The sequence below is a fragment of the Pseudomonas sp. MS15a(2019) genome (assembly GCF_013277805.1).
GTDB classification, from domain to species: Bacteria; Pseudomonadota; Gammaproteobacteria; order Pseudomonadales; family Pseudomonadaceae; genus Chryseomonas; species Chryseomonas benzopyrenica.
The window spans coordinates 32,289-44,235 of record NZ_VBTN01000017.1 but is presented as its reverse complement, the minus strand read 5'-3'; the positions used below and the strand labels follow the sequence as shown (position 1 = coordinate 44,235).

14 protein-coding genes are annotated in these 11,947 nt (G+C 64.7%); 10 read left to right on the top strand and 4 right to left on the bottom strand.

Annotated elements, in window-relative coordinates; translation table 11 throughout:
• Positions 1-77 precede the first annotated feature (77 nt).
• The 9 genes from FEZ61_RS22885 to FEZ61_RS22845 all read left to right on the top strand — a co-directional run bounded on the left by FEZ61_RS22885 (position 78) and on the right by FEZ61_RS22845 (position 6,604).
• Positions 78-1,052, top strand: coding sequence for a KpsF/GutQ family sugar-phosphate isomerase (locus FEZ61_RS22885; protein ID WP_173150458.1), 975 nt, complete (start codon positions 78-80; stop codon positions 1,050-1,052).
• Between the two features lie 81 nt (positions 1,053-1,133).
• Positions 1,134-1,706 (top strand): LPS export ABC transporter periplasmic protein LptC, encoded by a 573-nt coding sequence (gene lptC / locus FEZ61_RS22880; RefSeq protein ID WP_007159515.1) that lies wholly within the window; start codon positions 1,134-1,136, stop codon positions 1,704-1,706.
• Positions 1,693-2,235, top strand: a complete 543-nt coding sequence (lptA, locus tag FEZ61_RS22875; protein ID WP_017640055.1) for a lipopolysaccharide transport periplasmic protein LptA — start codon at positions 1,693-1,695, stop codon at positions 2,233-2,235. The genes lptC and lptA overlap by 14 nt, the downstream gene beginning before the upstream one ends.
• Entirely contained in the window at positions 2,232-2,960 is a 729-nt protein-coding gene (lptB, locus tag FEZ61_RS22870) for an LPS export ABC transporter ATP-binding protein (RefSeq protein ID WP_017640054.1), read from the top strand. Before lptA ends, lptB begins: the two co-directional genes overlap by 4 nt.
• 102 nt (positions 2,961-3,062) lie before the next feature.
• Positions 3,063-4,562 carry an RNA polymerase factor sigma-54 gene (locus FEZ61_RS22865; RefSeq protein WP_026083728.1) on the top strand — a complete coding sequence of 500 codons (1,500 nt, stop codon included), beginning with the start codon at positions 3,063-3,065 and terminating at the stop codon, positions 4,560-4,562.
• A gap of 91 nt (positions 4,563-4,653) precedes the next feature.
• Positions 4,654-4,962: a ribosome-associated translation inhibitor RaiA gene (gene raiA, locus FEZ61_RS22860; RefSeq protein ID WP_017640052.1), complete on the top strand. Its 309-nt coding sequence runs from the start codon at positions 4,654-4,656 to the stop codon at positions 4,960-4,962.
• Between the two features lie 17 nt (positions 4,963-4,979).
• Entirely contained in the window at positions 4,980-5,444 is a 465-nt protein-coding gene (ptsN, locus tag FEZ61_RS22855; RefSeq protein WP_017640051.1) for a PTS IIA-like nitrogen regulatory protein PtsN, read from the top strand.
• 1 nt (position 5,445) lies between these two features.
• Complete coding sequence (rapZ, locus tag FEZ61_RS22850; protein WP_173150456.1) at positions 5,446-6,300, top strand: RNase adapter RapZ; 855 nt, start codon at positions 5,446-5,448, stop codon at positions 6,298-6,300.
• Positions 6,301-6,331: 31 nt separating this feature from the next.
• Positions 6,332-6,604 carry an HPr family phosphocarrier protein gene (locus FEZ61_RS22845; RefSeq protein WP_017640049.1) on the top strand — a complete coding sequence of 91 codons (273 nt, stop codon included), beginning with the start codon at positions 6,332-6,334 and terminating at the stop codon, positions 6,602-6,604.
• A gap of 71 nt (positions 6,605-6,675) precedes the next feature.
• Here the strand turns inward: FEZ61_RS22845 and FEZ61_RS22840 are convergent, their stop codons facing one another.
• Both FEZ61_RS22840 and pmbA read right to left on the bottom strand, forming a co-directional pair.
• Positions 6,676-7,290, bottom strand: a complete 615-nt coding sequence (locus FEZ61_RS22840; RefSeq protein ID WP_017642374.1) for a superoxide dismutase — start codon at positions 7,288-7,290, stop codon at positions 6,676-6,678.
• Between the two features lie 223 nt (positions 7,291-7,513).
• Complete coding sequence (pmbA, locus tag FEZ61_RS22835) at positions 7,514-8,863, bottom strand: metalloprotease PmbA (protein ID WP_173150454.1); 1,350 nt, start codon at positions 8,861-8,863, stop codon at positions 7,514-7,516.
• A gap of 92 nt (positions 8,864-8,955) precedes the next feature.
• On the opposite strand from pmbA, the gene yjgA reads away from it, so the two are divergent.
• Positions 8,956-9,480, top strand: coding sequence for a ribosome biogenesis factor YjgA (gene yjgA / locus FEZ61_RS22830; RefSeq protein WP_173150452.1), 525 nt, complete (start codon positions 8,956-8,958; stop codon positions 9,478-9,480).
• Between the two features lie 35 nt (positions 9,481-9,515).
• Here yjgA and tldD read toward each other — a convergent pair whose 3' ends face one another.
• A complete protein-coding gene (tldD, locus tag FEZ61_RS22825; protein ID WP_017642377.1) occupies positions 9,516-10,961 on the bottom strand; it encodes a metalloprotease TldD in 1,446 nt (481 codons plus the stop codon).
• A 111-nt stretch (positions 10,962-11,072) separates the two neighbouring features.
• Entirely contained in the window at positions 11,073-11,912 is an 840-nt protein-coding gene (locus tag FEZ61_RS22820) for a carbon-nitrogen hydrolase family protein (RefSeq protein WP_173150450.1), read from the bottom strand.
• Positions 11,913-11,947 lie beyond the last annotated feature (35 nt).

Here is an 11,947-nt window from a genome sequence, read left to right as displayed (position 1 = left end):
AGCTGCAGGCGGCGTTGCTGAGTGTCGCGGCTTTGCGCATATAATTTCCGATTGTCCTGTCACCTGCCTTCTGACCCATGCCCGACTCAATAGATTTCATCGCCTCCGCCAAGCGCACCATAGATGTAGAGCGAGCGGCCGTGGCCGCCCTGGGCGAACGCATCGACGCAAGCTTTGCCGCCGCCTGTCGCCACCTGCTCGCCTGCCGTGGGCGCATCGTGGTCCTGGGCATGGGCAAATCCGGGCATGTCGGTAACAAGATCGCCGCGACCCTGGCCAGCACCGGCAGTCCGGCCTTCTTCGTGCATCCGGCCGAAGCCAGCCATGGCGACATGGGCATGATCACCCGCGATGACGTCATCATCGCCATCTCCCAGTCGGGCACCTCCAGTGAGATCCTGACCCTGCTGCCGCTGATCAAGCGCCTGGGCGTCCCTTTGATCAGCTTTGCCGGCAATCCCGCCTCGCCGCTGGCCAAGGCCGCGGACGTCAACCTGGACACCAGCGTCGCCACCGAGGCCTGCCCGCTCAATCTGGCACCCACCTCCTCCACCACCGTCGCCCTGGTGCTGGGCGATGCCTTGGCCATCGCCCTGCTCGAGGCCCGTGGCTTCACCGCCGAGGACTTCGCCTTTTCCCACCCGGGCGGCGCCCTGGGCCGGCGCCTGCTGCTCAAGGTGGAAAACGTCATGCATGCCGGCGCCGACCTGCCGCAGGTCGGCGAAGACACCCTGGTGTCCGATGCCTTGCTGGAGATGTCGCGTAAGGGGCTGGGCATGACCAGCGTGCTCGCCGCCGATGGCCGTCTTGCCGGCATCTTCACCGATGGCGATCTGCGCCGAGCCCTGGATCGCGGCATTGATGTGCGCACCACGCCGATCGCAACCGTGATGACGCGCGGCGGTCGAACCGCCAGGGCGCCGATGCTCGCCGCCGAGGCGTTGAAGATCATGGAGGAGCACAAGATCAACGCGCTGGTGGTGATCGATGACGAGCGGCGCCCGATCGGTGCCCTCAACATGGGTGACCTGCTACGCGCCGGGGTGCTGTAGGCCGGGTTATACTGCCCGACTAATACGCCGCACTCTCGTGTTCAACCCGCCGCCCTAGTGCGGCCCACCACAGGTACCCTCATGTTTCGCAGCTTGCGCCGCCCCGTGCTGTTGGTCCTGATCGCCGCCGCGCTCATCGCGATCGGCTACTGGAACATCCTGCCGCAGCGCTTCGTCGATGCTCCGGCCTCGTCGACCCCGCAAGACAGCGCCATCGACGGCTACGCCCTCAATACCCGGACGATCCAGTATCGTCTGGACGGCAAGATCCAGTACGAACTCAAGGCCGAGCGCAGCGAACACGTCAAGGCGACCGACGTCACCCTGGTGACCCGCCCCGACATGCTGGCCTTTCGCGGTACCGACTATCCCTGGCACATTCGCAGTGCCCGCGCCGAGGTCGCCCCCGGTGGCAGTCAGGCGGAGCTGATCGATGACGTACGCGTCGAGCGTACCGATGAGAAAGGCCGCCCAGTGGTGTTGACCACCACCCGCATGACCGTCTTTCCTGACAAACAATATGCGCAAACCGAGCAAGCCGTTAGAATCGAGGCCGCCAATGGGGTGACCACGGCCAATGGCATGAAAGCGTATCTAGAAGACGGCAGAATGCTCCTGCTGTCCAACGTAAGAGGCCAGCATGAGGTTCGTTAAAACCCTCCCCTTCCTGTTCACCCTCGGCGCCACCCTTGGCAGTGCCGCGGCTTGGGCCCTGCCGACCGATCGCACCCAGCCGATCCGCGTGCAGGCCGACAGCGCCGAGCTCGACGACAAGCAGGGCGTGGCCGTGTACCGCGGAGACGTGGTCATCACCCAGGGCAGCATGAAGATCACCGGCAATACGGTGACCCTGACCCAGGACAACCAGGGCAACATCAAGGTCGCCACCGCAGTGGGCAAGCCGGCCTACTACGAACAGAAGCCTTCGGCGGACAAGGACATCGTCAAGGCCTATGGTCTGACCATCCAGTATTTCGCCCAGGAAAATCGCATCATCCTGATCGACCAGGCCAAGGTGGTCCAACAGGGCAACACCTTCGAAGGCGAGAAGATCGTCTACGACACCCAGCGCCAAATCGTCAATGCCGGTCGCGCCAATGGCAGCAAGGTCACCACGCCGCGGCCGCGGATCGACATGGTCATCCAGCCCAAGGATCAGCAGCAGTCGGGGCAGGGACAATGACGGTTACGCTCAAAGCCCAGCATCTGGCCAAGAGCTACAAGGGTCGTCAGGTCGTTCGCGACGTCAGCGTCAGCATCGACAGCGGTCAGATCGTTGGCCTGCTCGGTCCGAACGGCGCCGGCAAGACCACCTGTTTCTACATGATCGTCGGCCTGGTCAAGGCCGATCAGGGTCGCGTGCTGATCGACGATCAGGACGTCACCGCCCTGCCCATGCACGGTCGTGCCCGCGCCGGGATCGGTTACCTGCCGCAGGAAGCCTCGATCTTTCGCAAGCTGACCGTGGCCGACAACATCCTCGGCATCCTGGAAACCCGCAAGGACCTGGACAAGGCCGGCCGTCTGCGCGAGCTGGAAAGCCTGTTGCAGGAATTCCACATCACCCATATCCGCGACAACCGCGGCATGAGCCTGTCGGGTGGCGAGCGTCGCCGTGTCGAGATCGCCCGTGCCTTGGCCACCGCGCCCAAGTTCATCCTGCTGGACGAACCCTTCGCCGGTGTGGACCCCATCTCGGTGGGTGACATCAAGCAGATCATCCGCCACCTCAAGGCCAAGGGTATCGGTGTGCTCATCACCGACCACAACGTGCGGGAAACCCTGACCATCTGCGAAACGGCCTACATCGTCAACGATGGCCAGCTCATCGCCGAGGGTACCGCCGAAGAAGTCCTCGCCAACGACCTGGTGAAGGAAGTCTATCTGGGCCACGAATTCCGCCTCTAGGCAAACCCGGGGAAACAAGGCATATAATTTGCTAACGCTCGCAGGGTTCGCGAGGTTCGGTGGCGCTGTTCGCGTCGGTAGACAAGGTGTATTTCCGCAGCCATGAAACCATCGCTAGTCCTCAAGATGGGCCAGCAGCTGACGATGACGCCGCAGCTGCAACAAGCCATACGTCTGCTCCAGCTCTCGACGCTCGACTTGCAGCAGGAGATCCAGGAAGCCCTGGAGTCCAATCCGATGCTGGAACGCCAGGAAGAAGGTGAAGACTTCGACCAGAGCGAAGCCTCGGGCGAAGGCGATGAGAGCTCAGGCTCCGGTACCATGGAAACCACCTTCAAGGAAACCTCGGTCGCCACCAACGAGATGGCCGACGAATCCGAGTGGAGCGAGCGCATCCCCAGCGACAGCGAGCTGCCGGTCGATACCGCCTGGGAAGACATCTACCAGACCAGCGCCAGCAGCCTGCCCAGCAACGACGACGACGAGTGGGACTTCACCACCCGTACCTCCGCCGGCGAGAGCCTGCAGACCCACCTGCTCTGGCAGTTGAACCTGGCGCCCATGTCGGATCTCGACCGCCTGATCGCCCTGGCGATCATCGACGGCATCGACACCGACGGCTATCTGCAGGAAAGCCTGGAAGACATCCATGCCTCCCTCGACCCCGAGCTGGAAGTCGATCTCGACGAGGTCGAGGTGGTGCTCAGACGCGTCCAGCAATTCGAGCCCGCCGGCGTCGCCGCGCGCAACCTGCGCGAATGCCTGCTGATCCAGCTGGCCCAGTTGCCCGCCACCCTGCCCCTGCTCGGCGAAGCCAAGCGCCTGGTTGGCGACTACCTGGATCTGCTCGGCAGCCGTGACTATGCGCAGTTGATGCGGCGCATGAAGATCAAGGAAGACGAGCTCAAGCCGATCATCGAGCTGATCCAGACCCTGCACCCGCGTCCCGGCTCGCAGATCGAATCCGGCGAAGCCGAATACGTGGTGCCGGACGTCATCGTGCGCAAGCACAACGAGCGCTGGCTGGTGGAGCTCAATCAGGAGGCCGTACCGCGCCTGCGGGTCAATCCCCAGTACGCCGGTTTCGTCAAGCGTGCCGACAGCAGCGCCGATAACACCTACATGCGCAACCAGCTCCAGGAAGCGCGCTGGTTCATCAAGAGTCTGCAGAGCCGCAACGAGACCCTGATGAAGGTGGCGACCCAGATCGTCGAGCATCAGCGGGGTTTTCTCGAATACGGCGAAGAGGCCATGAAGCCGTTGGTCCTGCACGACATCGCCGAGGCGGTGGGCATGCACGAGTCGACCATCTCCCGGGTGACCACCCAGAAATTCATGCACACCCCGCGTGGCATCTACGAACTCAAGTACTTCTTCTCCAGCCACGTCAGCACCGCCGAGGGCGGCGAATGCTCCTCCACCGCGATCCGCGCGATCATCAAGAAATTGGTGGCGGCGGAAAACGCGAAAAAGCCGTTGAGTGACAGCAAGATCGCTGGTTTACTGGAATCGCAAGGTATACAAGTCGCTCGTCGCACGGTGGCTAAGTATCGGGAATCCCTGGGTATCGCTCCGTCCAGCGAACGCAAGCGTCTCCTCTGACGCGTCCTGATGTGTGACCGTGCCTCGATCGACCCGTGTCATGTCGGCGAGCAGCTTCGCCGATCGCAGCCCGGCAATAAGGAGAAGCGGTATGCAAGTCAACATCAGTGGCCATCAGCTTGAAGTGACAGAAGCCCTGCGTGACTACATCGGCGAGAAACTCGCCCGCCTCGAACGGCACTTCGATCGCATCACCAACGTCCAGGTCATCCTGGAAGTGGACAAGCTCAAGCAAAAGGCCGAAGCCACCCTGCACGTCTCCGGCGCTGCGGTGGTCGCCAACGCCGAGCACGACGACATGTATGCCGCCATCGATCTCCTGGCCGACAAGCTCGACCGCCAACTGATTAAACACAAGGAAAAGTCGATCGAACGCCAGCAGGGCATTGGCGTCCGCTGAGGTTCGATCGCCGCTTTATGATCAAACTCGAAAACATCCTGACCCCCGGCCGTACCCAGACGGGTGCGCCGGGTGGCAGCAAAGCCGCCGTACTGGAACGCATCGCCGAGCTGGCCGCGCAGGAACTGCCCGGCCATGATGCGGCGCACATCCATGAATGCCTGATGGCGCGCGAACGCCTGGGCTCCACTGGGTTCGGCAATGGCATCGCCATTCCCCACTGCCGCCTGGCGGGTCTGCAGCAACCGCTGTGCGTACTCTTCCACCTGCAGCAGCCGGTGGACTTCGATTCCCTGGACGGCGCCCCGGTAGACCTGGTGTTCGTCCTGCTGGTCCCGGAAGCGGCCACCGAACAACACCTCACCCTGCTACGCCAGATCGCCGGCATCCTGGATCGCGCCGACATCCGCGACCGACTGCGCAAGGCCAAGGACAGCCAGGCGCTCTATCAGATCGTCGTCGAGGCCCAGAGCGGACACTGACATGCACCTCATCATCGTGAGCGGACGTTCCGGGTCGGGCAAGAGTACGGCGCTCAACGTGCTTGAGGACAATGGCTTCTATTGCATCGACAACCTGCCGGCCAGTCTGCTACCCGAGCTGGCCCAGCACGCCCTGACCGACATGGAGCGGCCCCAGCCCATGGTCGCCCTGTCCATCGATGCACGCAACCTGCCCAGCCAGTTGCAGCGCTTTCCCGAATTGCTCGAACAGGTACGCAGCCGCAACATCCGCTGTGACATCCTCTATCTGGATGCCGATGACCAGACGCTGCTCAAGCGCTTTTCCGAGACGCGCCGCCGGCATCCGCTATCCAACCAGGAAAGATCCCTGGCCGAGGCCATTCACGACGAACAGGTGCTGCTGTCGCCCATCGCCGATCTGTCCGACCTGAAGATCGATACCACCCACCTGAATCTCTATCAGCTGCGCGACATCCTCAAGTTGCGCCTGCTGAACGCGCCGGAGCCGGGTACCGCCTACCTGGTCGAGTCCTTTGGCTTCAAGCGCGGGCTGCCCGTGGATGCCGACATGGTCTTCGATGTGCGCTTCCTGCCTAATCCCTACTGGAAGCCGGACCTGCGCGACTTTTCCGGACTGGACGCCCCGGTGCGGGAGTATCTCGAGCAACAGCCCGAGGTAGAGACCCTGTACAATGACATCCGCGATTACCTGGTGAAGTGGCTGCCGCGTTTCGCCGCCAACAACAGGTCCTATGTGACCGTGGCCATCGGCTGTACCGGTGGTCATCACCGTTCGGTCTATCTGGCCGATCGCCTGGGTCGCGAACTCAAAGACCTGCTCAAGAACGTCCAGATTCGTCACCGCGATCTCTGACGCCCGTTTCGTTTCGACAAGGACAGACTCAATGCCTGCCCAACAGATCACCATCATCAACAAGCTGGGTCTGCACGCCCGTGCCGCCGCCAAGTTCGTCGGCGTGGCTGGCCGCTATCCCGCCAGCGTTCGCGTCGGCCGTAGTGGCGAGTCGCCGGTCGATGGCAAGAGCATCATGGCGGTCATGATGCTGGCCGCCGGCAAGGGCACGGTGCTGCAACTGGAAACCGAAGGTGAACAGAGCGACGAGGCCATGCGCGCCCTGATCGAGCTGATCAACAATTACTTCGACGAGGGTGAGTGATAAGCACCCTGCTCCAGCCGCATCCCATAAAAAAAGCCGCCCGAGGGCGGCTTTTTTTATGGGGTGTCAACTCAGGCGTTCAGCGCCGCTTCGTAGCGACGGGACACTTCCGGCCAGTTGATGACGTTGAAGAAGGCGCCGATGTAGTCGGGACGACGGTTCTGGTAGCGCAGGTAGTAGGCGTGCTCCCAGACGTCCAGGCCGAGGATCGGGGTATTGCCGGTCATCAGCGGGCTGTCCTGGTTGCCGGTGCTCTCGACCACCAGCTTCTTCTCGGGGGTGACGCTCAGCCAGGCCCAGCCGCTGCCGAAGCGAGTCAGGGCCGCCTTGGTGAAGGCTTCCTTGAAGGCATCGAAGCCGCCCAGCTGGGACTCGATGGCCTCGGCCAGGGCGCCTTCGGGCTTGCCGCCGGCGTTGGGGGCCATCACGGTCCAGAACAGGCTGTGGTTGGCATGGCCGCCACCGTTGTTCTGCACGGCGCCGCGCTTGTCCTGGGGCAGCTTGTCCAGTTGACGAACCACGTCTTCGGCCGACAGGTTGGCGAACTCGGTGCCTTCCAGCGCCGCGTTCAGGTTGTTGATGTAGGTCTGGTGGTGCTTGGTGTGGTGGATTTCCATGGTCTGGGCATCGACGTGCGGTTCCAGCGCGTCGTAGGCGTAGGGCAGCTGAGGCAGAGTATGCGGCATGCGGATTGTCTCCATGGTGGCTTTGGTATGGACCCAGCGCCCGAAGGCGCCGGGGAGTACGGCAGATGCGCGAGGGCGCATCCTGTGAAGTCTGGGCCGTCCGTTCAGCGGATTCGACCGCACGGCTATGTCCTAGTGCATTGCTAGGATACTAACGAGTAACGGGGTGGGCTGTCTCCCGTTCGACAGGATTTTCCTCATCGCGACAACTCCAACCGCCGTTCTAGCTGCCCGCCAGGGTCATGCCGTCGATCAGCACCGAGCCGGTGCGTAGACTGCCGCGGCGTTCCACGTCGCTGCCCACGGCCAGGATCTGGCGGAACATGTCGCCGAGGCGACCGGCGATGGTGACCTCCTGGACCGGAAACTGGATCTCGCCATTCTCGATCCAGAAGCCACCGGCACCCCGGGAGTAGTCGCCGGTGACCAGGTTGGTGCCCTGCCCCATCATTTCCGTGACCAGGAAGCCCGTGCCCATCTGCCGGATCAGCTCGGCCTGGTCGGCCGTGCCATGACTGACGTGGAGATTGTGCACGCCACCGGCGTTGGCGGTGCTCTGCATGCCCAGCTTGCGCGCGGAATAGCTGCCGAGCACATAGGACACCAGCTGGCCGTTCTCGACGAAGGGCTTGGCGTAGGTGGCCAGGCCTTCGCCATCGAAGGCGGCACTGCCCAGGGCGCGCGGCAGGTGCGGCCGCTCGTCCAGGGTCAGCCAGTCGGGAAACACCTGCTGACCCAGGGCGCCTTCGAGGAAGGACGACTTGCGATAGAGGTTGCCACCGGAAATGGCGGCGAAAAATGTGCCGAACAGGCCGGCGGCCATTTCCGGGGAAAACAGCACCGGGACCTTGGCGGTGGGCACCGGCCTGGCACCCAGGCGACTCACGGCACGCTCGGCGGCGCGGCGACCGATCTCCTCGGCGCTCATCAGCTCGCTGCCGATGCGGTTGACGTCGTAGTAGTAGTCGCGCTGCATGGCCTCGCCGCTGCCGGCGATCATCACGCAGCTCAGGCTGTGCCGGGTGCTGGCGTAGCCGCCGACGAAACCGTGGCTGTTGCCGTAGACCCGGCAGCTCTGGTGGGTATTGAGGGTGGTACCGTCGGCATTGCCGATGCGGCTGTCGGCGGCATAGGCGGCCGCCTCGCAGGCCAGAGCCTGCTCGATGGCCTGCTCGGGAGTGATGTCCCAGGGATGATAGAGGTCGAGATCAGGCAGCTCGCCGCGCGCCATCAATTCGGCATCCGCCAGGCCCGCGCAGGGATCCTCCGAGGTGTGCTTGGCGATGGCCAGCGCTGCGGCCACGGTTTCGCGGATCGCCTCGGGACCGGTGGCGGAGGTACTGGCCGAGCCCTTGCGCTGACCGGCATAGAGGGTGATGCCGAAGCCCTGGTCGCGATTGAACTCGACGGTTTCCACCTCGCCCTTGCGGACCGAGGTGGACAGGCCCTGGTCGACCGAGACGGCCACTTCACCGGCGCTGGCACCCTGGCGCCGGGCCTCGGCCAGGATGGCCTCGACCTGTTCGCGCAATTCGGGGAGCGCGGCGGGACCCACGGCAGCGTTGCGATTCATGACGTTCTCCTTACGGACGGCGCCGGCCAGGCCGGACAACCGTGCGGCAACTCGTTATGATGGCGCCCATTCTTAGCTGGACCCCATAGTTCATGGTTGATTCTTACGACGACGACGCGCCGCTGGGCGAAAAGAGCAAGACGCAGGTCAAGCGCGAACTGCACGCGCTGCAGGAGCTGGGCGAACGCCTGGCCGGGTTGCCGGCCGAGCAGCTGGACCGCCTGCCGCTGACCGATCCGCTGCGCAAGGCCTTGGCCGAGGCGCCCAAGCACAAGACCCACATTGCGCGCAAACGGCATGTCCAGTACCTGGGCAAGCTGATGCGCGACCAGGACCTGGAAGCCATCCTGGCGCTGGTCGACCAGATGGACACTTCGACGCGGCAGTACAACGAGCGCTTCCACGCCCTGGAGCGCTGGCGTGACCGCCTGATCGCCGAGGGCGACCAGGCGCTGGAAGCCTTCGTGGCGCTGTATCCGGAGACCGATCGCCAGCATCTGCGCGGCCTTGTACGCCATGCCCAGCACGAGGCGGCGCACAACAAGCCGCCCGCGGCGGCGCGCAAGGTCTTCAAGTACATCCGCACCCTCGACGAAACCCAGCGCGGTCTGCGCTAGGTTTCTGTCCGCTACGGCCACGGCCGGTGCCCGCATCAGGCGCCGGTGCCGCCCACGGTGATGGCGTCGATCTTCAGCGTCGGCTGACCCACGCCCACCGGCAGTGACTGGCCGTCCTTGCCACAGGTCCCTACCCCCGCATCCAGCGCCAGGTCGTTGCCGACCATGGACACGCGGTTCATGACCTCGGGTCCGTTGCCGATCAGGGTGGCGCCCTTCACCGGACGACCGAGCTTGCCGTTCTCGATCAGGTAGGCCTCGTTGGTGGTGAAGACGAACTTGCCACTGGTGATGTCCACCTGACCGCCACCCAGGCTGGCGCAATAGATGCCCTTCTCCACCGAGGCGATGATCTCGGCCGGATCGCTCTGGCCGGCGAGCATGTAGGTGTTGGTCATGCGCGGCATGGGCAGGTGGGCATAGGACTCGCGGCGACCATTGCCGGTGGGCGCCACGCCCATCAGCCGGGCGTTGAGCTTGTCCTGCATGTAGCCCTTGAGGATGCCATTCTCGATCAGCACGTTGTAGCCGCTGGGCGTGCCCTCGTCGTCGATGGACAGGGACCCACGGCGATCCGGCAGGGTGCCGTCGTCGACGATGGTGCACAGCGAAGAGGCTACCTGGCGCCCGAGCTGGCCGCTGTAGTTGGAGCTGCCCTTGCGGTTGAAATCGCCTTCCAGGCCATGGCCGACCGCTTCATGCAGCAGCACGCCGGACCAGCCGGCGCCCAGCACCACCGGCAGGGTACCGGCCGGGGCCGCCGTGGCCTCCAGATTGACCAGCGCCTGGCGGACCGCTTCGCGGGCATAGCCCAGGGCGCGGTCGTCACGCTGGAAGTAACGATAGTCGCAGCGACCACCACCACCGCTGTTGCCGCGCTCGCGGCGGCCGTTCTGCTCGACGATGACGCTGACGCCCAGGCGCACCAACGGGCGCACATCGGCAGCGAGGGTGCCGTCGACCGCGGCCACCAGAGTGCGCTCCCAGACCCCGGCCAGGCTGATGGTGACCTGCTGGATGCGCGGATCCAGGGCACGGGTGGCCTCGTCCAGCTGCTTCAGGAAGGTGACCTTGGTGGCGCGATCCAGCACATCGAGGGGATTGTCCTGGCCATAGAGGCGCTGCGCGGGTTCTACCGCACGAAATGCCTGGACCTGGCCCTCGACGCCGCTACGGGAGATGGAACGCGCGGCTTGGGCGGCCAGATCCAGGGCCTCGCCGGTAATGGCGTTGCTGTAGGCGAAGCCGGTCTTCTCGCCGGACAGCGCCCGCACCCCGACGCCCTGGTCGAGGTGGAAGCCGCCTTCCTTGACGATGCCGTCTTCCAGCAGCCAGGACTCGGAGACGATGCTCTGGAAATACAGGTCGGCGGCGTCGATGCCGGGCCCGGCCAGACGCTGCAGCACGGGTTGCAGATCGTCCACCGCGAGTCCGCCGGGGCCCAGCAGGGCCGAGCCGACGCTATTCAGGTAATCACTCATGGAAACTCCAGACGACGCCAACAGGGGCGCCGGAACGATGAAGGGGTCGCGAGCTGGCCTCTAGCCTACTCGCGGACGTCTCGGGTCCCTGATGCAAAAGACCAATGGCCGTCATTGCCGTTCGGCCAGGCGCGCCGGTGCGAAGCGGCGGTGCTGGGTAACGGGCATCCGCCGCCGCAACTCGGCCTGGCGCTCGGCATCGCGTTCGATGAGCAACACCGCCTCGCCGCTGGCCTGGACGGCCAGGATCTCGCCCCAGGGATCCACTGCCATGGCGTGGCCCCAGGTCGTGCGGCCATTGGCATGGATGCCGCCCTGGGCAGCACCCAGCAGATAGCTCTGGGTCTCCACCGCCCGGGCACGCAGCAGCAGCTCCCAATGGGCCTGGCCGGTGGGCACGGTAAAGGCCGAAGGCGCGCTGATCAGCTCCGCCCCGGCGGCACGCAGGGCGCCGTAGAGTTCGGGAAAGCGCAGGTCGTAGCAGACGGTCAGGCCCAGGCGGCCGACCGGGGTATCCACCACCGTGAGGGTCTCACCGGCGGCATAGTGATCGGATTCGCGATAGCTGCCCTGGCTGTCGCTGACGTCGGCATCGAAGAGGTGCAACTTGTCGTAGCGGGCGATGCGCTGCCCCCGGTCGTCATACAGCAGCGAGCAGGCACAGGGCTTGCCCTCAGTGGCACCGTCGGGCAACAGCGGCAGGGTGCCGGCGAGCAGCCAGAGGCCTCGTTCACGCGCCTGGCTGGACAGCCAGGGCAGGATCTCGCCCTCGCCGAGCGCCTCCGCTCGGGCCAGTTCGGCGGGAGCCGAATGGCCGATGGCGACGAAGTTTTCCGGCAGCACCGCCAGTTGCGCACCGGCGTTGGCGGCGCGTTCGAGCAGTCGCTCGGCAGCGCGCAGATTGGCCGCCACCGCGGGGCCGCTGACCATCTGCAGGATGGCTATGGACATGCAGGCACTCCAGAAGGGAGCGTCCATCCTAAGCA